The sequence below is a fragment of the Nonomuraea sp. NPDC049637 genome, from assembly GCF_040675235.1.
Taxonomy (GTDB): domain Bacteria; phylum Actinomycetota; class Actinomycetes; order Streptosporangiales; family Streptosporangiaceae; genus Nonomuraea.
In genome coordinates this window covers 255,017-275,454 of record NZ_JBFAOM010000008.1, presented here as the reverse complement: position 1 = coordinate 275,454, position 20,438 = coordinate 255,017, and the positions used below count along the sequence as shown (strand labels likewise).

14 protein-coding genes are annotated in these 20,438 nt (G+C 74.2%); 6 read left to right on the top strand and 8 right to left on the bottom strand.

All coding sequences use genetic code 11. The features are described from left to right. Positions 1-126: 126 nt before the first annotated feature. Positions 127-336, top strand: a complete 210-nt coding sequence (locus tag AB0J71_RS14635; RefSeq protein WP_352329364.1) for a heavy-metal-associated domain-containing protein — start codon at positions 127-129, stop codon at positions 334-336. Between the two features lie 112 nt (positions 337-448). Here AB0J71_RS14635 and AB0J71_RS14630 read toward each other — a convergent pair whose 3' ends face one another. The 3 genes from AB0J71_RS14630 to AB0J71_RS14620 form a co-directional block, all read right to left on the bottom strand. Beyond that, a complete protein-coding gene (locus tag AB0J71_RS14630; protein ID WP_364414463.1) occupies positions 449-3,208 on the bottom strand; it encodes a hypothetical protein in 2,760 nt (919 codons plus the stop codon). Then, on the bottom strand, positions 3,205-6,162 hold the full coding sequence (locus AB0J71_RS14625) for a hypothetical protein (protein ID WP_364414461.1): 2,958 nt from the start codon (positions 6,160-6,162) through the stop codon (positions 3,205-3,207). The genes AB0J71_RS14630 and AB0J71_RS14625 overlap by 4 nt, the downstream gene beginning before the upstream one ends. Positions 6,163-6,348: 186 nt before the next feature. Continuing rightward, a complete protein-coding gene (locus tag AB0J71_RS14620) occupies positions 6,349-7,677 on the bottom strand; it encodes an SWIM zinc finger family protein (RefSeq protein WP_352322819.1) in 1,329 nt (442 codons plus the stop codon). Here AB0J71_RS14620 and AB0J71_RS14615 point away from each other — a divergent pair. Both AB0J71_RS14615 and AB0J71_RS14610 read left to right on the top strand, forming a co-directional pair. Then, the gene (locus tag AB0J71_RS14615) at positions 7,652-7,918 is read left to right on the top strand and encodes a hypothetical protein (RefSeq protein WP_364414459.1); all 267 of its coding nucleotides are present in this window, start codon (positions 7,652-7,654) and stop codon (positions 7,916-7,918) included. The two genes, AB0J71_RS14620 and AB0J71_RS14615, sit on opposite strands and share 26 nt — an antisense overlap. 55 nt (positions 7,919-7,973) lie before the next feature. After that, entirely contained in the window at positions 7,974-9,659 is a 1,686-nt protein-coding gene (locus AB0J71_RS14610) for a tetratricopeptide repeat protein (protein WP_364414457.1), read from the top strand. Positions 9,660-9,714: 55 nt separating this feature from the next. Here the strand turns inward: AB0J71_RS14610 and AB0J71_RS14605 are convergent, their stop codons facing one another. Beyond that, positions 9,715-11,265, bottom strand: coding sequence for an alpha/beta hydrolase (locus AB0J71_RS14605; protein WP_352322816.1), 1,551 nt, complete (start codon positions 11,263-11,265; stop codon positions 9,715-9,717). A 187-nt stretch (positions 11,266-11,452) separates the two neighbouring features. Next, complete coding sequence (locus tag AB0J71_RS14600; protein ID WP_364414455.1) at positions 11,453-14,632, bottom strand: amidohydrolase family protein; 3,180 nt, start codon at positions 14,630-14,632, stop codon at positions 11,453-11,455. 305 nt (positions 14,633-14,937) lie between these two features. Here AB0J71_RS14600 and AB0J71_RS14595 point away from each other — a divergent pair, with 305 nt between their 5' ends. Next, positions 14,938-15,378: a hypothetical protein gene (locus AB0J71_RS14595; RefSeq protein WP_364414453.1), complete on the top strand. Its 441-nt coding sequence runs from the start codon at positions 14,938-14,940 to the stop codon at positions 15,376-15,378. A gap of 16 nt (positions 15,379-15,394) precedes the next feature. On the opposite strand, the gene AB0J71_RS14590 is transcribed toward AB0J71_RS14595, so the two are convergent. Then, positions 15,395-16,042 (bottom strand): TetR/AcrR family transcriptional regulator, encoded by a 648-nt coding sequence (locus AB0J71_RS14590; RefSeq protein ID WP_352322822.1) that lies wholly within the window; start codon positions 16,040-16,042, stop codon positions 15,395-15,397. Between the two features lie 289 nt (positions 16,043-16,331). On the opposite strand from AB0J71_RS14590, the gene AB0J71_RS14585 reads away from it, so the two are divergent. Together AB0J71_RS14585 and AB0J71_RS14580 are read left to right on the top strand one after the other, a co-directional pair. Further along, entirely contained in the window at positions 16,332-17,555 is a 1,224-nt protein-coding gene (locus AB0J71_RS14585) for an oxygenase MpaB family protein (RefSeq protein ID WP_352322813.1), read from the top strand. A 200-nt stretch (positions 17,556-17,755) separates the two neighbouring features. Next, positions 17,756-18,655, top strand: coding sequence for an aminoglycoside phosphotransferase family protein (locus AB0J71_RS14580; RefSeq protein ID WP_352322812.1), 900 nt, complete (start codon positions 17,756-17,758; stop codon positions 18,653-18,655). A gap of 73 nt (positions 18,656-18,728) precedes the next feature. Here the strand turns inward: AB0J71_RS14580 and AB0J71_RS14575 are convergent, their stop codons facing one another. Together AB0J71_RS14575 and AB0J71_RS14570 are read right to left on the bottom strand one after the other, a co-directional pair. Then, a complete protein-coding gene (locus tag AB0J71_RS14575) occupies positions 18,729-19,958 on the bottom strand; it encodes an epoxide hydrolase family protein (RefSeq protein ID WP_364414451.1) in 1,230 nt (409 codons plus the stop codon). Beyond that, entirely contained in the window at positions 19,948-20,430 is a 483-nt protein-coding gene (locus AB0J71_RS14570; RefSeq protein ID WP_364414449.1) for a MarR family transcriptional regulator, read from the bottom strand. The genes AB0J71_RS14575 and AB0J71_RS14570 overlap by 11 nt, the downstream gene beginning before the upstream one ends. Between the last annotated feature and the right edge of the window lie 8 nt (positions 20,431-20,438).

Genomic DNA, 20,438 nt, shown 5'->3' with positions numbered 1-20,438 from the left:
GTATAGCAGAGGCAATGTGACGCGCGTCTCACATACCCCTCCGCCGTATGGCTTGCCTTTCCCGAAGATCGGGCGTACGTTCTCTTCCGACATACCCGGCCGGGGTATCACGAGAGGAGCGAGGCGATGAGCACGAAGACCTACACGGTGTCCGGAATGACCTGCGGCGGCTGCGCGGGCACCGTCAAGACCGAGATCGGCAAGGTCGCCGGGGTCTCCTCGGTCGACGTCGAGCTGGCCACGGGGCAGGTGACCGTCACCTCCACCGACGCCCTCGACGACGCGAAGATCAGGGACGTCGTCGAAGAGGCGGGCTACGAGCTGGTGGCCGGCTGAGCAGGCGGGACCACCGAAGCGGCGCCGGGCCGACCCCGGCGCCGCTTCGGCCTGTCCGGGGCTGATCCCGCCGCCGGTTCGGCTCGGGCGGCGGGATCGGCGCAGGGCCGGCTCAGGGCTCCCGGGTCAGCGCCTGGTGCAGGCCCCGGCAGGCCCGGGTGAGCGAGGTCGAGCCGCGTCTGTCCGCGTGGGCGGCCACCTCCGGGATCGCGCCGCGCGCGCCGGCCCACATGGCGACGTCCGTGGCCAGCACGACGGCGTCGGTGTGCGCACGCCGGGCACGCTCGCCCCCGCGCGGGAGGAAGACGGCCAGGAAGTGGCGCAGGATCGTCCACGCCTCGGCGTGCGCGCCCTGCCGGGCGGCCAGTTCCAGTGACGGCAGGGCGAGGTCGGCCCGCACGCCGCCGCGGCGGCTCAGCATGCCCAGCGCACGACCCGTCTCGGCGGCGGGCAGCGCGCCCTTGGCCGCCAGTTCGAGCAGCGGGGGCACCGCGTCGTCGCCCTCCGCGGTGAGCAGGAAGGCCAGGACCAGGGCCGTGGCCGGGCCGGACTCGCCTCCGGCCAGCGCCAGGCCGCGCAGGTCGTCGACGCCGGGCGGGACCGCGTAGTCGAGCAGGCAGAGCGCCAGATGGGCCGCCGCGAGCTCCCGGTGGTGCGGCGTCATGCGCGGCCAGAAGTCACGTGAACCGCGCCGGAAGTGGCCCCTCCCGGAGGGCGCGGCCAGCAGGGCGTCGACGCGGGCGAGGCCGGTGGGCTGGGCAGGCGGCCAGCTCACGGCGGCGACCCCGCGCCGGTCGAGGACCTGCTCGTGGGACGCCGAGCCGAGCTCGGGGCTCCAGGTCACCTCGACCCGCGGGGGCGGCGGCGCGCCGCGCCCGAGCCGGCGGGCCACCGCGGCGGCGGCCTGCGAGCCGATGCCCTGCGCCCGTCCGGCCAGCTCGGGGGCAGGCTCGGGCGGCAGCCGCAGCAGGGCCTGGGCCAGGTCGAACGGCAGCGGTTCGCGGCCGGAGCGCGCGCACCCGGCCAGGCGGGTGAGCAGCGCCTCGGGGTCGAGGTGGCCGTCGGCGCGGGTGGGCGTGGCCAGCAGGACCGGGGGCAGGGCTCCGGCCTTCGCGGCGCGCAGCAGCTCGTCGAGGCGGGACAGCAGGAAGGCGTGGGGGCCGGCGCATACCTCCGGGCGGGGGAGCCGGTCCCACTCGGCGGGCGCCGGCCGGGCGCCGGGGTCGTAGAGATCGGTCTCGACGTCGTCCGTCCGCAGCAGCGTCTCCTGCACGTCGTCGGGCAGATCGTGCAGCGGGAGCATCGTGCGCAGGCCGGGGAGCAGGCGGAAGGCCGTGGCCGCGAGGTTCACCATGCCGTCGTACAGGGCCTGCCCGACGTCGCCGGGCGTGCTCCGGTACGGCGTCCACTCCCGCGGCGGACGCGAGCCGGGCGGCCCCGGATCCTCGCCCGGGTTGACCAGCTCCCTGGCCAGCGCGGTGCACCAGTCGCGCGGCGACTCCCACACCGGCATGTCGTAGAGCACCGGCCGCAGCTCCTCGCCGAACCGCCGGGCCAGCGTCTCCCGCAGGGAACCGGGGTTCGCGTGGGCCTCCCGGACGACCGCCGCCAGCCACGCCTCGACGGCGACCCAGTCCACCTCCGCCGGCGGACCGGCCTCCGGGCCGCAGACCGGGAACGGGCCGGGCACGGTGGCCTCGGGCAGCAGGCCAGGGGTGAAGTCGCCGGTCCGGCCCGCGCCGAAGCGCTCGTGCAGCCGCCGGGCCGAGGCCGGGGGCAGCAGCTCGGCCCCCTCCAGGAGCGCTGCGGGGTCGGTGAGGTGACCGGCGTACTTGAGGGTGAGGGCTACCGCGCGGTCGCGCACCTCGTGGGAGGCGTGCCCGTACGCGTTGCTCAGCGCAGTGACGTGGTCGTTGACCCGTTCCGGGTGGGGGCCGAGGGCGCGGTCGAGCCAGGTCAGGCCCTTCACCGCGAGCCCGGCCTCCGGGCGGAAGGTCATCGACTCGACGGCCTCGGCGACGTCCGCCGGGTCGAGCCGGGCCCCGCGCACCTGCCGCCAGGCCAGCTCGGCCACCGGGCCCGGCGCGGTGGCCAGCAGCCGCAGGTAGTCGCGCAGCCGTCCGGCCGACTCCGCCGGCGTGGGCGCCACGAGCGTGTGCAGCCGGACGAAGAACCGCAGGTCACGCGTGTCGCCACCGAGCAGGAAACGGCGCACGCAGCCCGCGATGACCTGCTCGCGCGGCAGCGCGCGGCCGGCCAGGGCCAGCCAGTGGGACGGCTCGGGGGTGAGCTTCTCGTCGGCCAGCGCCCGGCCCGCGCCGGCCGCCTCGAAGATCCGCGGAAGCAGGTGGGGCGTCAGCGGGTCGTCGGCCACGACCGCCGCCGACAACCAGGCCGCCACCAGCGGCTCGTGGTCGGGCGGGGGGACCGGGCCGTCGCGCAGCAGCGCCAGGGCCAGCGGCACGGCCCGGTCGTCGGGACGGCGGACGCGGCGCGCGAGCCGGGCCGCCAGCTCGGCCCGCCAGGCCGCCGGCCGGCCGGAGACCGCTCTGACCAGCCGGTGCGGGCTCGGCACGCCGGACGTTCCCGGATCGAGGTCGCGCTTCATCAGCCAGGTGGCCGCGCCGGCCGGGCCGGGAACGGTCGCCGCGCCCACCATCATCAGCGCCTCGGCGGGACCGGTGAGCTGGTCGAAGGCGTCCCAGCGGGCGGCGAGCAGCCGCGGGCGCAGCTCGGCGAGCAGGCCCGGCAGCTCGGCGGCGACGGCGGCCCGCTCGGCGCCGGTGAGGTCCGGCAACCGCGCCGCCAGCCGTTCGGCGTCACAGGCGAGCACGAGGCGCCTGATCTCGGCGCGGACGTCGTCGGCGTTCATGACGTGGCTCCGGTCAGCTGGGCGTGGAGGCGGCGGCAGGCGTGGGCGAAGCGAGTCGTCCGGCGGCTGCCCGCGAACTCGGCGACGACCGGGATCTCCCCGCGCGCGCCGGTCCAGAGGGCCACGTCGGTGGCGAAGGCGACGAGCCGGGTGTGGCTCACGGTGACCCGCCGCCCCTCGCCGGGCAACATCACGGGCAGCAGGGCCCGCATGACGCGCCACACCTCGTGGTGGCCGCCGGCCTCGGCCAGCCGGGTCAGGGCGGCGATGGCGGGGGTGGTCTCCTGCCAGGTGCGGCGCAGCACCAGCGCGAGCCGGCGGCCGATCTCCTCGGCGGGCAGCTCGCCCCTGGCGGCCAGGCGCAGGGCCAGCGGGATCATGCCGGGCACGCCGCCGGCCAGGAGGAAGGCGAGGATCAGCGCCGTGGACTCGCCCATCGGACCCTGGGCGAGCTCCAGGCGGGTGATCTCGGCCGGAGCGGTCCAGGCGCCCCAGTGGTGGCCGTGCAGCAGGTAGGGCAGGAAGTTGACGGCCACCACCTCGCGGTGCGAGGGCAGGACGGCGGGCCACGCCCCCAGCGTGTGGCCGGACTCGCCGCCCGCCCGCTCGACCGGCTCGCGCAGCACCACCTCGTCGATCAGCCGAAGGCCGGTCGGGGCCGTCACCCGCAGCACGGGCCGCAGCCTGACCTCGGTGAAGTGCTCCGGCTCGCCGTCGCCGAACTCGACCATGGACGCGCCGACCATGTGCCGCCACACGTGGCCGCACTCGGGGTCGGCCATGCCGTCACCGGCGAGCCAGCGGGCGGCCGACCGCGCCGCCTCCGACTCGACCTTGGCGGCCCGCTCGGCCGCCGCCGGATGGCGGCCCCGCGGCAGCCGCAGCAGCGCCTGCGCCAGGTCGGCGGGGAGCGGCTCCACCCCGGCGGCGGCGCACGTCTCCAGCCGGCCGACCAGCACGTCGGGGTCGAGGTGGCCGCTCGTCCAGGTCGGGGTGGCCAGCAGCACCGGCGGGAGGGCGCCGGCGCGCAGGGCCGCGGCCAGCTCCGCGTAGCGGTGCAGCAGGAAGTCGTGGAGCGGGGCGACCCGGCCGAGGCGGGGCAGGCGGTTGCGCCGCCGCCACTCGTCCTGCTCGGACAGCGCCTGCGGCAGGTACGAACGCCGCCGCGGCGGCACGAACACGACGGTCACCTGCGCGAGCGGCTCGTCCGGGCCCGGCGGGGGCACCGGTTCCCCCAGCCGCATCGCCGCGATCCGGACGGGATCCACGCCGAGCACGGCCATCTCGTCGTAGGCGCGGTCGAGGAGGTGGTACGGCATGACCTCCACGGAGTCGTCGTACCGGACGCCGGGCCTCTTCCGCACCGGACGCTCATCGGGTTCGTTCAGCCTGATCCGGCCTCCGGCGAAGGGGATCTCCCGGTCGCCCTCGCGGGCCACCGCCTTGGCGGGACCTTCGTCGCTGGTCCAGGTGATGGAGAAGACGCGCAGCGGGGCGTCGTCGTCGAGGAATCGGCCGGGCCGATGGGCGCCCAGTGTGATCCGCCTGGGCGACGGCTCCTGGTCGGGCTCCTGCCCGCGGGTGACGGCGCGCACCCGCACGGAGTGGGCGGCGCGGTCCCAGAACCTCTCCGGCTGGATCGGCGGGAGCTCCGGCACGCTGCCGGGGGTGACGAGCTCGGCGGCCAGCGCCGTCCGCCAGTCGCCGGGGTCGAGGCACACGTCCCTGAGCCGCCAGTGGCCGCCGGCCTGCGCGACGTGGGCCTGCTCGACGTGGGGCGCGAGCCTGCGGCGCAGCTCAGCCCGGTCGTCGGCGACGCCGGTGACGAAGGCCGCCAGCCAGCGCTCCTCGTCGATCCAGGGCTCGTGCCCGTCCGGGAAAATCGACGGCTCGGGGAAGGGCAGCGCCTGCGCGGGCTCGGGCAGCGGCGGGAACTCCTTGGGCTCCAGCAGCTCCTCGACCGGGGTCTGCCCGCCGAACCGCCCGGCCAGCTTCGCGCCCAGGTCGGCGGGGAGCTCGCGGACGGCGTCGAGGATCGCCTCGGCGTGCTCGGTGAGCAGGTCGGCGTGTTTGAGGGTCAGCTCGACCGCGCGGTTGCGCACGTCGAAGGACGTGTGCCCGTACGCCGTGGTCAGCGCGGTGACGAAGTCGGCGGCGGTCTCCGGCGTGGCCCGGATCGCCTGGTCGAGCCAGCGCAGCCCGGTGGCGGCGAGCTTGGCCTCGGCCCGGAAGGTGAGCGCGTCGACCGCCTCGACCAGGTCGGCGTGGTCGAGCGGCATCGCGGCGCGCACCCGCGCGGCGGCCGACTCGGCGACCGTGCCGGGCGCCGACGGCAACAACCGCAGGTAGTCGCGCAGACGGGCCGCCGACTCCGCGGGCGTGGGATCGAGCAGCGTGTGCAGCCGGACGAAGAACCGCAGGTCCTGCTGCTCGCCGCCACGCAGGAACCGGCTCACGCAACCGTCTAGGGCCTGCTCCCTGGGTGTCTTGCGGGCGACGGCGGCCAGCCAGCGGGAGGGCCGGGGCTGCAGCGACTCCTCCCGCAGGACGCGGCCGGCGCCGTCGGCGTCGAAGATCCGGGGCAGCAGCACGGGGGCCAGCGGGTCGTCGGGCACGGTCGGCAGGAACAGCCAGGCGGCCACCAGCGGGTCGTGGTCGGGCGGCACCGCGCCGGACCGGCGCAGCAGCTCCAGGGCCAGCGGCGCGATGCGGTCGGCGGGACGGCGCACCCGCCGGGCCAGCCGCACCGCGACGTCCCGGCGCCATTCCGGCGGACGGGCGGCCGCCACCCGGCACACCTGGTCGACCCTGATGGCCGGCCCCCAGCGGCGGTTGACGTCGCGGCCGGTCATCCACGTCACCGCGGCGGCCGGGCCGGTGATGAGCCCGACCCCGGCCACCAGCAGCGCCCTGGCGATGCCGGTGAACAGCTTCTCGACCTCCCAGGAGACCATCTCCCCGAAGTCGTCGGGGGTGCTCGGCGCGCACCTGCTCGGTGCGGACCCGGCGCAGCTCCTTGACCAGGCCGGGCAGCTGCCCGGCCAGCTCGGCGCGCTCCCGCTCGGTGAGCGTGACCAGCCGGTCGGCCAGGCGGCCGGACTCGTTGCGGACGACGAGGTCGCGGATCTCCGTCCAGGTGGTCATCGGGAGACCTCCACGGCGGCGCGGGCGACGATCCGGGCGGCCAGCACGTGCTTGCACGGGCCGCGGGAGCCGCGGTGGTCCCACCACCACTCGCAGGTGCAGGAGCCGTCGGCCAGCGAGACCTGACGCGTGCCGCCCGAGGTGCGGACGGTGGCCGACTCGCCGTCGAGCCGCACGGCGCCCGCCTCGACGAGCCTGCGCGCCTTGGCCAGCCGCGGGTTGAGCACGGTCACGTTGTCCTTGTCGTAGGGCAGCTCGCGGTGGAAGTGGGCGGCCTCGGCCAGGTCGTAGCCGACCCGGCCGGCGACGCCGAGCTGCGTCAGCGCGGCCCGCACCCGGTCGGCGGGGATGCCGGCGCGGTCGGCCAGCAGGCCGATCTCGACCTCGGGCTCGAAGTTGAGCAGCATGCCGACCAGGTCGGCGTCGTTCTCGGCCGCGTCGGTGGCCAGGTCGTCGAGCACCGCGCCCTCGCCGGAGAAGCCGCGCCAGCGCTCGGGGGAGAGGGTGAGCGTGTAGCGCATGCCCGGCAGCTCCAGCTCCCAGGCGCTGGAGGCGGCGTCGGACGGGCCGTACACCCGCAGGGCCTTGGCGAAGCGGAGCAGCGGCAGCAGGGTGGCCAGCCGGTTGGGGCCGGCGAGCTGGACGGACCCGGGAGCCGGGCGGTCAGAGACCTTCAGGTCGCGCCCCGCCTGCGCCACCCACACCGTGCCCCTCCTGGGCAGCCCGCGCACGAAGCGCACCGCCGCCATGCCGGCCAGCTCGCCGCGCTGGTCCATGCCCGACGCGATGACCTGCACCTCGGCGAAGCCGCGCAGCCAGCGCTCGGGCAGCGGCACCTTCTTCTCCACCACCGCGCCGTCCGTCGTGGTCACCACCAGCTCGTCGAGGCCCACTCCCAGGTGCAGCGCGTCGCGTGCGCCGATGCGCGCCAGCGCCTCCCGCAGCGGGGCGTTCACGTCGACGTTGGTGGTGCCCCGGTCGAAGACCTCGCCGTCGAGCGCGCCCTGCAGCAGGTCGAGCCGGGCGTACACGCCGCCGCAGGCCGAGAACGACTCGAAGCGCAGGCGGTCGCCGTTGCACGTCACCACCGGGTCGCGCACCCAGCCGGGCCGCTCCTGCGGCTGGTGGTAGCGGGCCAGCGCCACGTCGGCGACGCCGAGGAGGGCCGCCGCGGCGGGGGCGGCCTGGGTCACCACGCCGCTGAAGAAGCGGGGGGCCACGGCGGGGCCGGACAGGGCACGGCCGCCGGAGGTCGCGAGCCCGAGGCGACCGTCGATGAGGGAGGAGGGCGCGGCGTACGTGTACGCCTGCGTCGCTGAAGTCATGGCCGGGACGATAGATCGCGCCACCGACAAGATCTCCGCTACGCGATCCACCGGTTTTGAGGCCAGATCATGTTTGATTCCGGATGGTCTACTCATTTCGGACAAGCCGGTTTATGCTCTGGGCATCTCGAAGTGGATCACTCCCCAGGAGGCGCCCATGAAGAAGATGACCATCCGCCGCAAGAGCACGCAGCGCCTGATGTCCGGGGCCCGCCGGCTCTGGATCGAGTGGTGCTGGTAGGTGCCGAGACGGCGGGCGCTCTCGGGTGCCCGCCCCTGCGGTTCCCGGTGCGGCCGTGAACCGCTACGACTGCCATCGCGGCCACGGGCCCTACGCCGGGGTCGCCGGATTCCTCGCCACGATCGCCGCCGACCGTCCCCGCCTGGCCGCCCGCCATCGGGTCGAGCTGTACGCGATCGCCCCCTGGCTCGACCGCACGGCGCGGCCGGCCGTCGAGGAGGAGCCGATCAGGTTCCACCCCGCCCGCCGCACCGCCTGCCTGGCGTACGGCGCCGCCGAGTTCGCCGCCGCCTGGGCCGGCACCCTCCGCCGCCCGGTCACCGTCACCTTCGACCACGTCGCGAACGCCGACGAGACCACCGCCGAACTGCTGGACACCCTGGTCCCGCGGACCGCCGCCACCCCGCTTCACCTGGACCTGCGTGCCGACGGCCCAGCCGAGCCGCCGCCGCTCCCCACGGCCCCGGACGCCGTCCGCGCCGCACTCGGCGACGGGCTGGCCCGCGGCTTCTACCACCACGCGGCCCGCGTCGCCGCCCACGGACGCACCCTCGTCACCCCGGACGGCGACCTGCGGCAGTGGTGGGCCTGCACCACCGGCCTGGCCACCGCCCTGGCGGCGCTGGAGCGCGCCGAGGAGGCGCTCGCTCTCTACGACGAGGCCCGTGCCGCCACCGACGACCCGAAGATCAACATGTCCGCCGCGTACGCCACCGCCATGTTGTACGCCCGCCACCTCCCGGCCGCCCGCCAGGACCCCGCGCAGGCGCGGCACTGGCTGGAACAGGCGCTCGACCTGGCGCGGCGCGTGGACGACCCGCGCCACCAGGTGATCTCCACCGTCTTCTACGAGCAGGGCCTGGCGTTGCTGGACGCCAGGGCGGGCGCACCCGGCCAGGCGCTGCGGCTGGTCGACGACGGCCTGGCCAGGCTGACCGCGGTGCTCGCGCCGGGCGAGCACCCGCAGCACCTGGCCCGCCTGCGGCACAACCGCGCCCAGGTGCACCTGGCGCTCGGCGACCCGGAGCGGGCGCTGGCCGACCTGGACAGTGTGATCGCCCACGATCCGGACAACAGCGAGTACTACGTGGACCGGGCCGCCCTGCACCGGGCGGCCGGTCGCGTCCAGGCAGCGATCAAGGACTACGGCACCGCCATCAGCCTGGGGCCGCACCTGCCCGAGGCCTACTACAACCGCGCCGTGCTGCACCTGGAACGCGGCCGCGACGACCGGGCCCGCGAGGACCTGGAGCACGCGCTCGCCATCGACCCCGGCCACCTGGACGCCCGGATCGCCCTGGTCAACGCCCACCTGGGGCGCGGCGCGCTCGACGCCGCCGAACGGGAGGCGCTGGCCGGCCTCGCGCTGGCCCCCAAGGATCCCGCGCTGCTGTGCACGCTCGGCCTGATCCGCTCCGAGCGCGGCGAACCGGCCGAAGACCTGTTCACCCAGGCTCTGGAGGGCGACGAGACGCTGGTCGAGGCGTGGACCAACCGCGCCGCCGTCCGCTTCGAACGCGGTGAGGTGACCGCCGCCGTGGCCGACCTGGACCGGGCGGTGGCCCTGTCGGCCGCGCCCGAGCCGCGCTACAACCGGGGCACCGCGCTGGCCCGGCTCGGCCGCTGGGAGGAGGCGGCCCGCGACTTCACCGATGCGCTCGCCCAGCCCGGCCTGGACCGGGCGCTCCGCCGCGACCTGCGCGCCGAGCTGGCCCGCTGCCGGCGCGCCCGCTCCGGCTGACCCGCGCCGGCTGACCCCCGTCGGGGTCAGCCCGCCGATCGATGCGCGGCCGGGGTCACCCCCGGCCGGTCCTGTCGCAGGTGGTGTCCTCGCCGGGCAGGACGCCGTCCACCAGGTACCGGGTGACGGTGGCGTCCACGCAGGCGTCGCCCGCGGCGAGGTAGGCGCCGTGGCGGAAGGCGCCGCGCAGGGTGACCATGCGCGAGCCGCTCAGCGCCCGGTGCATGGACCGCTGGCCGGCGAAGGGCGTGACGGGGTCTCCGTCGGCCCCGACGACCAGCAGCGGGACGTCGTTGCCGAGCCCGGTGGGCGCCTCCACCGGCGCTGTCGGCCAGAACGAGCAGGGGCCGAGGTTGCGGGTCATCGGCCCGAACAGCGGCTCGTCCGCGCGGTGGGCCTGGATGTCGCGGTAGTACGACTCCAGGTCGCGGGAGGCGGCCCGGTCCGCGCAGAGGATCGGGGTGCCCGCCCGGTCCTCGGCCGGCCCGGACCCGGTGAACAGGCCGTCGAGCGTCTCCTTCAGCGACGCCGGGACGGTGACCGCCTCGCCGCGGGCGGCGCCGGCCAGCGTCCGCACCTCCGCGGCGAAGCCGGCGTACGCCTTGGCGCTGTCGTCGTAGAGGCGGACGAACAGCAGGTAGGGGACGTGGTGGGCGTCGATCCGGTACCCGCCGACGCGCAGCGGACGACGGGACGCGGCCCGGTTCACCCGCTCCACGGTGGCCAGGACGTCGGCCTCGGTGGCGCCCAGCCCGTACTCGGAGTCGCGGGCGGCGGCCCAGGAGGCCCAGTGCCTCAGCGCGGCGTCGATCGCCGGGCCGTTCGCGGACAGCAGGTCGGGGCCGTAGACGTCCGGGTCCACCGCGCTGTCCAGTACGAAGCGGTCGGCGCGGCCGCCGAACAGCTGCGTGTAGACGGCGCCCAGGTAGGTGCCGTAGGAGTAGCCGAGGTAGGACAATCCGGGCTCGCCGAGCGCGGCGCGGATGACGTCCATGTCGCGGGCGGTGTTGCGGGTGGAGGCGTGCGGCAGCAGGTCACGGTTGCCCTGGACGCATCCGGCGGCCAGCTCCTGCATGAGCGTGGCGCTCTCGCCGAACGTGCGGCGGGTCGGGCCGGCCGACCTGGTGGGGGTGTCGGTCGTCCACCGGCAGCGGATCGGCGTGCTGCGGCCGACGAAGCGCGGATCCATCCCGACCAGGTCGTAGCGGGCCGCGACGGCGGGCATGAGCCTGCCGAGCAGCGGCCGTTGCAGCCCGCTTCCGCCCGGCCCGCCGGGATTGATCAGCAGGACGCCCCGGCGCGCGCCGGGATCGGCCGCCTTGATCCGTGAGATCGCCACCGACACGGTCCGCCCCCGGGGCCTGCGGTAGTCCAGCGGGACGGTCACCTCGGCGCACTGGGCGCCCGCCGCGTCCAGAGCCGCGCCGGCGTCGTCGCCAGGACCGGTCGCGCAGCGGTGCCAGGCGAGCGCCTGACGGTGGAACCTCGCCAGGGCGTCGGTTCCGTTGCCGCGCCTGACGTCCGCCGACGCCTGTCCGGTGACCGCCATCCCCGCCAGCAGGGTCGCGCTCGCGGCGACGGCTGTGACGATCTTTCGTGCACGCACAGAAGGCCCCCTTTTCTGATGATGTCGGCACCGACGCTAGGGGGTCGTGCGATTGATCTTGATCGGCCGAACGGCCGACCGGGATCGGCCGTACGGACATTCCGGCGTCCTGACCCGGACGGCCTGGCCCGCAGCAGGTACGCCTCTCCCGCGACACCCGCGCCGGGCCGCCGCGCGCGGGGCTCGGTCAGTGGCCGTCGCAGCAGGCGGTGCGGGCTTCGTCGAGGTGGGCGGGGTCGTTCCACCAGTGGGCCGCCGTGCTCGGATGGACGGGGACGCGGGCCTTGACCCGGCCGGCGGGCGCCGCCTGGCCGGCGGCAGCGGTGGCGGTAGTGGTCGTGGCGGACGGGTAGGGCGCGAGCAGCTGCTCGACGGTGTGGTGCCTGCCGCCGACGACGACGGCGGTGACGTTGGCCGCGTCCTCGATGCGGGACAGCGGGTCGCCGTCGACGATGGCGAGGTCGGCGTACATGCCCTCGGCGATCCGGCCCAGCGGGAGGCCCAGGTAGGCCCCGGACGTGCTGGTCGCGGAGGTGAGCGTCTCGCGCGGGGTCAGGCCGTACCGGACCATGGCCCGCAGGTTCATGTGCAGGCTGACCCCGAGGTGGTCGATCGGCGCGTCGGTGCCGGCGGTGACCACGCCGCCGCCGCGGATCATCGCCTTGAGCTGCGCGACCTGGTTGGCGAGGTTCGTCCGGACCACCTGGACCGTCGCCGGGTCGGCGGTCTGCGCCGCGGTGACCGTCGCCCGGAGCGCGGCCGTCCGCCAGTTCGGGTAGAGCCGGCGCACCCGTTCGTCGGTGACCAGCGAGGTGTCCTCCCGGTACAGGGACGAGGAGTTGAACAGGGTGGGGGTCCTGGCCATCTTCGAGGCGTTGAACATGGAGATGACGTCGGAGTAGCCCGAGCCGACGTTCGTGACGGTGCGCGAGTAGCCGAACCGGTTGGTGGCGCCGACGTGCTCGGTCTGGTCGCCGCCCATGGCGATCGCCGGGTAGTGGTAGTGCGAGCTGACCGGTTTGCCCTGGCGGTGGGCCCAGTCGATGACCTCCCGGTGCCAGACGACCGGCAGCCGCACGTAACACTTGAGCAGGTCGTAGTCGAGGGCGGCGGCCCGCCGCAGTTCGAGCCGCAGCTGCTCGTGCGAGTACGTCGGGCGCATGAAGTTGTAGTAGATGCGCGCCCCGTCGATGGCCTCGCCGGTGCCCAGGTAGCGCGGCGCGAGCCGGGCGCCCGACTGCACCGACTCCCGCTCCTCGACCATGTGGTACGCGGGCGAGCCCGGCGAGCGGGTGGTGGTGACGCCCAGGGCCAGCCACAGCGGACCCTGCCGCGACCCGTAGGCGTAGCCCTGCATCTCGCGGTGGTGGTGGATGTCGATCAGGCCGGGCATGACGAACCTGTCGCGGGCGTCGATCAGGTCGCCGGGCCGTCCGTCCCGGTGCGGCTCGATCGCGGCGATGCGCTGGCCCCGCACGACGATGTCGACGTCACGGACGACGTGGCCGGAGACGCCGTCCCACATGCGGCCCGCGTGGATGACGACCTGGTCGGGGCCGGGGTCGTTGCGCCAGGTCAGCCGCACCGGGACCGGCCGGGCGGGCTTCCCGTCGAGGCTCGCCCGCTTCAGCCGGCCCTCGTTCAGGTAGAGCAGGGTGGCCGAGTCGCCGGCCCAGACGGGGGCGTCGGACACCTCGCGGGTGACCTGACGGGCCGCGCCGGTGGGCCGTCCGGACGGGTCGACGGGCAGCACCCACAGGACCGACTCCATGGCGAAGGCGAGCATCGTGCCGTCGGGCGACCAGACGGGGCCGTCGTCGCCACGCGTCTGCAGGGACCGGTGGGGCGCGGGGTCGACGTACGTGCCGGCGCCGGTGGCGCGGTCCACGAGCAGGATCTTGGACAGCCCCTCCCGGTAGCGCCGCGAGTACGGCACCACCGCGGCCATCGCCAGCGTCCTGCCGTCGGGGGACCAGGTCGGGCGGCCCGGCTCGAAGGTCGCGTCGTAGATCTTCTGGCGGTCGCCGGTGGAGACCTCCACGACCCACAGGGCGCCGTCCTGGTCCAGGTAGGCGATCTCGCTGCCGTCCGGTGACCAGCGGACCGACAGGGCGGCGGAGTCGGTCAGCCGGGTCACCTGCCGGTCGGCGCCGGTGTCCAGCTCACGCACCCAGACGTTGAGCGTGCCGGTGCGGTCGGTGACGAATGCCAGCCGCCGCCCGTCGGGGGAGAAATCCGGGTCGGCTTTCCACCAGCGGTCCCGGAAAAGCGGTTCTGGGGTGCCGCCGGCGCGCATCAGATAGATGTCGTTGAGCGCTCGGAAGGCGATGGCGGAGCCGTCCGGTGAAACGGCCGGGCTGCCGATTCCGACGACCGGGAATGAGCCCGGCTCGTCGAATACCCGGGCTTTTTTCCGGTACTTCGGAGTGGTCGTCGTCAGCGCGGCGGTGAATCCGACCGTGCCGGCGGAGGAGGAGCCGAGGCGGCGGACCTTGATGGCGCCCGCGGAGGTGTAGTAATAGCGTCCGTCCGCGGCGAAGCGGGCGCGGAACGGGAACACCTCCTCGCCGGTGACGAGCGCGCCCGCGGTGCCGGCCAGGTCGTTGGCGCCCGAGTGGAAGTGGTGGTAGGCGAGGTCGACGCCGTTCGGCAACCAGGACGGCTGGTGGACGACCTGCCCGGCGGGCACCGTGACCGCGGTGTCGCGCCTGCCGGTGGCGACCTCGACGACGTCGATCCTGGTGTCGGCGACGACGAAGGCGATCTTGCTTCCGTCGGGCGACCAGGCCGGCTCGTACTCCTCGGCGGAGCCGTCGGTCAGCACGCGGCTCGCTCCGGTGGCGACGTCGAGCAGGTGGATGCCGTAGCTGCCGCCCGCGTCGGAGGAGTAGGCGATGGTGCGGCCGTCGGGGCTGTAGCGGGGCTCGCGGTGGTCGTACGGGCCGGTGGTCAGCTTCCTGATCCCGGATCCGTCGGGCCGGATCGTCCACAGGTCGAAGACGCCGTCGCGGTACGACTGGAACACGATCGTCCTGCCGTCGGGGGACCAGTCGGGCTGGGCGATGTCGTACAGGTCGCTGGTGAGCCTGCGGGCGGCGCCGCCGGAGGCCGAGCAGACCCACAGGACGCCGAGCAGGTCGAGGGCGAGCAGGCGGCCGTCGGGCGAGGGCGCGACGGCGAAGTCGGTGCCGGAGGTGACGGCCGTCCGGCCGGCGTCCCGCGCCACGCGGGCCCGCGCCGGCGCCGCCGGGGCCAGCGCGGCGGCGAGCGCGGCGCCGCCACCCGCCAGGACGGCCCGCCGGGACGGCCCTGACCTTGATCCGGACGGGGCGGCGGAGACGTCGGAGTGAACGGGGGCGTGAGACATCGCGAATTTCCATTCCACTGTTCAGGTGGTCGGCGAAAGGCTGAACGTGACGACGCGCGATTCATGGTCCCAGACGAATTGTCTGATCGCCTCGGAGTTCATCTGATCGGCCAACATTGCGTGGCTGGAATATGCCTTCAGGAAAGTAGATATGTCGGTCAAAAGAATAAGTCAAGAGGGACGGGCGGGACGGGATCGCCGGCAGAAGTGGGGCCAGCCCCACCCACCCGTACGGCCAGCCCCATGTTCCGGCCCGGTGGGTGCTTCCTAAGCTCGCTGCCACAACGACACGGAGGAGACAGACCATGACGAACCCCGGCGACCTGACGCCCGCGACGACGGCCCTCGGCGACGCCCGTGCCCAGGAGGCCCTCGCCACGGTGAGGAAGTGCGTCACGCTCTTCGGGGTCGTCGGTGTCATCGTGCTCGGCGTGGTCGCGGTGATGGCGTTCACCGGCGGCGAGGCGTCCTCCTTCATGTGGGTCCGGGGGGTCGTGCTGGTCGCGATGGCTCCGCTGCTCCACCGGATGACCGTCCGCGCCGCGGAGGGGTCGTACAAGGCGTTCGACCGGGTGCGCACCCTGTCCACCGTCGTGCCGATCGCGATCATCGGCGTGGACCTGATCCCCGGCCTCTGCCCGGCCTGGTACGCCGTGCTCCAGGGCCTGTCGGCACTGGCCCTGGCCGGCGTCGCCTTCGTCACCCGCGGCGCCGCGCTGCGCGCCGCCTTCCCCGGCGGGAAGTGAGGCCCGGGCCCGCGCGTCAGGCGGGCGGCTGGAGCATGGGCACGAGGAAGCGCCTGGCCACCTCGGCGAGCTGCCCGTCGTCGTCGAGGTCGATGACGGCGCTGGGGATGGCCAGGAAGGAGGTGGAGATGCGCACCATCATCTCCGCCACGAGGTCGGCGTCGAGGCCGTCGGACACGTTGCCCGCGCGTTGCTCGCGGCGGAGCTGGCCGGCGACGAACTGCCGCACCGTGGCGAGGGTCTGGCCGCCGTCGGTCATCAGGGACGGCACGAGCAGGTCGGGCTCGGTGGCGATGAGACCGCCGATCAGCGGGTTGCCGCGGATGGCCCGCAACGAGCTGACGAAGCCGAGGACCACCCGGTCGGCCGGCGTGCGGGCCTGCTCGATGTCGATGAGGAACTGGTCGAAGTAACGGCGGAACTCCCGGCGCACCACATGCTCGACCAGCGTGTCCTTGCTGTCGAAGCGCCGGTAGACGGTGATCCGCGACACCTTCGCCAGACGCGCGACGTCTTCCATGGTGGAGCGCCTGATGCCCATCCGGCAGAACTGCTCGTAGGCCGCGTCGAGGATGCGCGCCCGCAGCTCGTCGGGGTCGCCGACGCGTTCGACGGCGTCGACGAAGGCGCGCTCCAGCAACGACGCCGAGCCCGACGGCGCCATGAAGCCGGACAGCACGGATTCCACGCTCACCTCCTGGATCGATTCTGCCTCAGGGGCGGGTCTTGTGATGTCCATCACAACGTGCTCTCATGATGATACACAGACTCATGGTTTGTTTCTCAGTATCACCCACTTCTCGGCTCCGGACGAGAAGGAGGAAGCGGCGTGGGAGAACTCAGCAGGCGTGATTCCGGCGACGGCGACGGCACGCGCTCCCTGTTCGGTGGATCTCCGGCGAGCCGATCGAGACTGCCCTGAGCGGGACCCCCATCTCGAAGGAGTGCAGAGCATGGCAGAGCTGAGCAGGCGCGAGATCCTGATCTCGGGCACCGCCCTCGGAGCCCTCGGCGCGCTGGGGATCACCTCCCCGGCCCAGGCCAAGACGCTCGCCGACGGCTGGGAGTGGCCGGCCGGCGGCTCGGTCGCGGGCTCCGGCAGCGGCGCCGACCCCCGCTGGGTGTGGGACGACGTCGCCGACCCGCTCCTCGCCTCGCTGTTCGACCGCGGGGTCATCCCCGAGGTCAACCGGCTCCTCTACGACTGGAACCGCAACGACCAGCCGCTGCCCGCCGGGCTGCCGGCCGACCTGCGGGCCTTCATCGAGCAGGCGCGTCAGCTCCCGTCCTGGGCCGACCAGGCCAAGCTGGACGCCGCGTCGCGGTTCCACGCGCTCAAGGGCAACTACATCGTCGTGCTCACCATCGTCGGGGCCGGCATGCTGGCCACCGCCATCCCCAAGGAGGCCCGCGCGGTCTACTACTCCGCGGGCGGCGCCGACCTGAAGGACCGGGTCGCCAAGACGAACGTCCTGGCGTACGCGGTCAGGCCCCAGAACGCCTGGGGGCCCGGCGGCACGGCCGTGGTCGAGGCCGTCAAGACCCGGCTGGTGCACGCGGCCGTGCGGCACCTGCTCAAGTCGTCCCCCCACTGGCCGGGGCCCATCCCGATCAGCCAGGAGGACATGCTCGTCACGTGGCACACCCTGGCCACCTACTCCATGCGCGGGATGCGCGAGTGGAAGGTGCGCATCTCCGCCGCCGAGTCCGCGGCGTACCTGCACTCGTTGCAGCTGCTGGCGCACATGCTCGGCATCAGGGACGAGTTCATCCCCGCCACCTGGGACACCTCCTACGCCCAGTCGGACATCGTCCTGCCCAGGAACATGGGGCCGACGCCGGAGGGCCTGGAGCTGAACGACATCCTGCGCGACATGCTCGCGGAGCTGACCAGCCCCGGCAGCATCGACAAGCCGCTCGTCAACGCGTTCTCCAGGTACCTCACCGGCAACCAGGCGGCCGACTGGAACGGCATCCCGCGCGAGCCGCTGTGGGACCCGGTCGTCAAGACCGCCTGGCCGCTGCTGGTGGCGTTCAGGGAGGGGGTGATCGGGCTGCCGCTGGTGCCGGCCGCGGCCTGGCTGCTCGACGAGATGATCAAGAAGTGGACCACCTTCTACCTGACCAAGGGCGCGCAGACCAAGATCGTGATTCCGACCGGCAACCGCCCCGGCTGACCCCGGCGTCTCCTCTCCGGGAACGCGTGCAGGACGCGGGCGACACCCGTGGGGCAGGGCCCCTGCCCCACGGCCGTGCCGGGTCGCAGTCTCGCGCCGGGTGGCGCGCCTTCGATAATCGGGTCGACAGGCGGGCTCGCGGTGCACTGTGATGGTCCGGCCGCCCGCCGCACGGAGCGGGCCCGTCGCTGGAGTCGTCCTTGGCAGTCCCGGGAATCGCGCCCGTCCGCCCCACGATCGACGCCGCCCTGGTCAGGAGGCTGGTCGACACGCAGTTCCCGCAGTGGGCCGCGTTGCCGCTGCGGCTGCTCGACCCGGCGGGCTCCGACCACGTGATCTACCGGCTGGGCGAGGAGCTGTCCGTCCGGCTGCCCCGCCATGCCGACGCCGTCGGGCAGGCCGACAAGGAACACGAGTGGCTGCCCAGGCTCGCGCCGCGGTTGACCCTGGCCGTACCGGTGCCGGTGGAAGTGGGGGAGCCGGGCTTCGGCTACCCCTGGCGGTGGGCGGTGTCCCGCTGGCTGGAGGGGGAGGTGGCCACCGTCGAGGCGCTGGCCGGCTCGTCCGTGGCCGCCGAGGGGCTGGCGGAGTTCCTGGTCGCCCTGCAGCGGTTCGCGCCCGAGTGCGTCCCGTCGCTGAAGGACCGGTACGACCTCGCCGGGCAGCCGCTCGCGGGCCGGGATCGCGCGACGCGGGCCGCCATCGCGGCGCTCGGCGGCGTGTTCGACGGCGCCGCCATGACCAGGCTGTGGGACGCGGCCATGAGCGCCCCCGGCTGGGACCGCGCCCCGGTCTGGTTCCACGGCGACTTCCACACCGGCAACGTGCTGACCGTCGAGGGCCGCGTCAGCGCGGTCATCGACTTCGGCGGGCTCGGCATCGGCGATCCGGCCGCCGACCTGATGATCGCCTTCACCCTGATGTCGGCCGGCAGCCGGGCCGCCTTCCGCGCCGCGCTCGGCGTGGACGAGGCCACCTGGACCAGGGGCCGCGGCTGGGCCCTGGCCACCGGCCTCAACGCCTACACCACATACGCCGCCGTCAGCCCGAGGGTCGCCGCGCAGACCACCCGCCAGATCACCGAGGCCCTCGCCGGCTAGACCGGTGCTGCCCGGAAAGCTCTGATCGCACCCGCCGCGACGCCGCCCGGCCCGGCCGCGCCGGAAGGGGGCGTCAGCGGTGGGGGCGGAAGGTGCGGCGGAGGTCTGCGACCCACTCGTCGGGGATCTCCCACGGGATGAAGTGCCCGCCGCGATCGTGGCAGGTGATGCCGGCGTGGTTGTACCAGGCGGCCCGGTCGCCGTCGAGGAAGCTGCGGATCCGCTGCTCGCCGGTGGTCACGCCGGGCGGGTTCTCGAAGCCGACGAACGTGATGCCCGTGGGCGCCTCGACGACCGGCCACCGGTCGTGCGACGGCGTCCAGGGGTAGCGGTTGTTGTTGGCGTAGGTGCGGATCGAGCTGTCGATCGTGTTGCCCGCCCAGAAGATCGTCGCGTGGGTGAGCAGGTCGTCCTTGGTGAAGACGGTCTCGACGTCGCCGTGGTTGTCGGACCACTTCGTCCAGCGTTCCAGGATCCAGGCCAGCATGCCGGCGGGGGAGTCGGCCAGGCCGTGGCCGAGCGTGGCCGGCGCCAGCATGTGCGCCGCCAGATGCACCGCGAACCGCCGGTCCAGCTCGACGAACCGGGCGTGCACGTCGGCGGGCAGGCCGTCCGGGATGGGCAGGCCGCCGCTCAGGTCCCAGGCGCGGTCGCCGTTGAAGAGGGTGAGCTTCTGCGCCGAGCCGATGTGGATGGCGTACAGCTCGCCGGCGTACTTGTGGCCGAGCTGCCCGGTGACCAGCGCCCCGACGTCGCATCCGGCGGCGGCGTACCGGTCGTGGCCGAGGACGCCGGTCATCAGCTCGTGCCACACGTCGGCGATCTTCCAGAAGTTCATGTCCGGACGGCCGTCCAGCGGGGCCGAGAAGCCGAAACCCGGCAGCGAGGGCACGATCACGTCGAACGCCTCCGCCGGATCCCCGCCGTGGGCGCCGGGGTCGGCGAGCGGGTCGATGACCTTCGACCAGTGCCAGAACGTCCAGGGCCAGCCGTGGCTGAGGATCAGCGGCACGGGGGCGGGGCCGACGCCGGGCTTGCGCATGAAGTGCACCGGCACGCCGCCGACGTCCACCCGGTAGTGCTCGTAGGCGTTGATCGCCCGCTCGGCCGTCCGCCAGTCGAAGCCGTCGGCCCAGTAGGCGATCAGCTCGCGCAGGTACTCGCCGCGCACGCCGTAGAAGCCGTCGTCGTTCCCGGCGGACGGCGCCCATCGGGTCATGGTGAGCCTGCGGCGCAGGTCGTCGAGCACCTCGTCCGGTACGTGCAGCGGCTCGGGGCGCAACGGGAAGGGGTCATGCGTCAAGGGAACGGTCCTCCTGGTCTTCGACCCGCGTGGCGATCTCGGTCAGGCGGCCGAGGACGCCCGCGTACCGGGCCAGGTCCGCGCGCTCGTCGTCGCTCAGGTGCGCCACCAGGCGGGCGACCCGCGCCACCCGGTCGGCGCGCCGGGAGCGGACGATGTCCCTGCCCTCCTCGGTGAGGGTCAGCAGGACGGCGCGGCCGTCGCGCGGGTCGGGGCGGCGCGAGACCAGCCCGTCCCGTTCGAGCTTGGCGACCAGGCTGGTGAGCGCGGGCTGCTTGAGCTGTTCCGTGGCCGTCAGGTCAGTGAGCCGCATGGGCCCCTTGCCCGCCAGGGTGTGCAGCACGGACAGGGTCGAGAAGCTGAGCCGCCTGACCGAGGGCAGCCGGATGAAGTACGCGTTGAAGTCCTCGATCGCGCCGACCAGCGCGTCGAGGTCGAGGGCAGGACCGGGATCCGCCTGAGAGGACGCCACGCCTCATT

What these genes read in the sequence shown, in the direction of transcription:
- AB0J71_RS14635 (WP_352329364.1), top strand. Translation starts at nt 127, where the DNA reads ATGAGCACGAAGACCTACACGGTGTCCGGAATGACCTGCGGCGGCTGC.
- AB0J71_RS14630 (WP_364414463.1), bottom strand. Translation starts at nt 3,208, where the DNA reads ATGAACGCCGACGACGTCCGCGCCGAGATCAGGCGCCTCGTGCTCGCC.
- AB0J71_RS14625 (WP_364414461.1), bottom strand. Translation starts at nt 6,162, where the DNA reads ATGGTCTCCTGGGAGGTCGAGAAGCTGTTCACCGGCATCGCCAGGGCG.
- AB0J71_RS14620 (WP_352322819.1), bottom strand. Translation starts at nt 7,677, where the DNA reads ATGACTTCAGCGACGCAGGCGTACACGTACGCCGCGCCCTCCTCCCTC.
- AB0J71_RS14600 (WP_364414455.1), bottom strand. Translation starts at nt 14,632, where the DNA reads ATGTCTCACGCCCCCGTTCACTCCGACGTCTCCGCCGCCCCGTCCGGA.
- AB0J71_RS14595 (WP_364414453.1), top strand. Translation starts at nt 14,938, where the DNA reads ATGACGAACCCCGGCGACCTGACGCCCGCGACGACGGCCCTCGGCGAC.
- AB0J71_RS14590 (WP_352322822.1), bottom strand. Translation starts at nt 16,042, where the DNA reads ATGGCGCCGTCGGGCTCGGCGTCGTTGCTGGAGCGCGCCTTCGTCGAC.
- AB0J71_RS14585 (WP_352322813.1), top strand. Translation starts at nt 16,332, where the DNA reads ATGGCAGAGCTGAGCAGGCGCGAGATCCTGATCTCGGGCACCGCCCTC.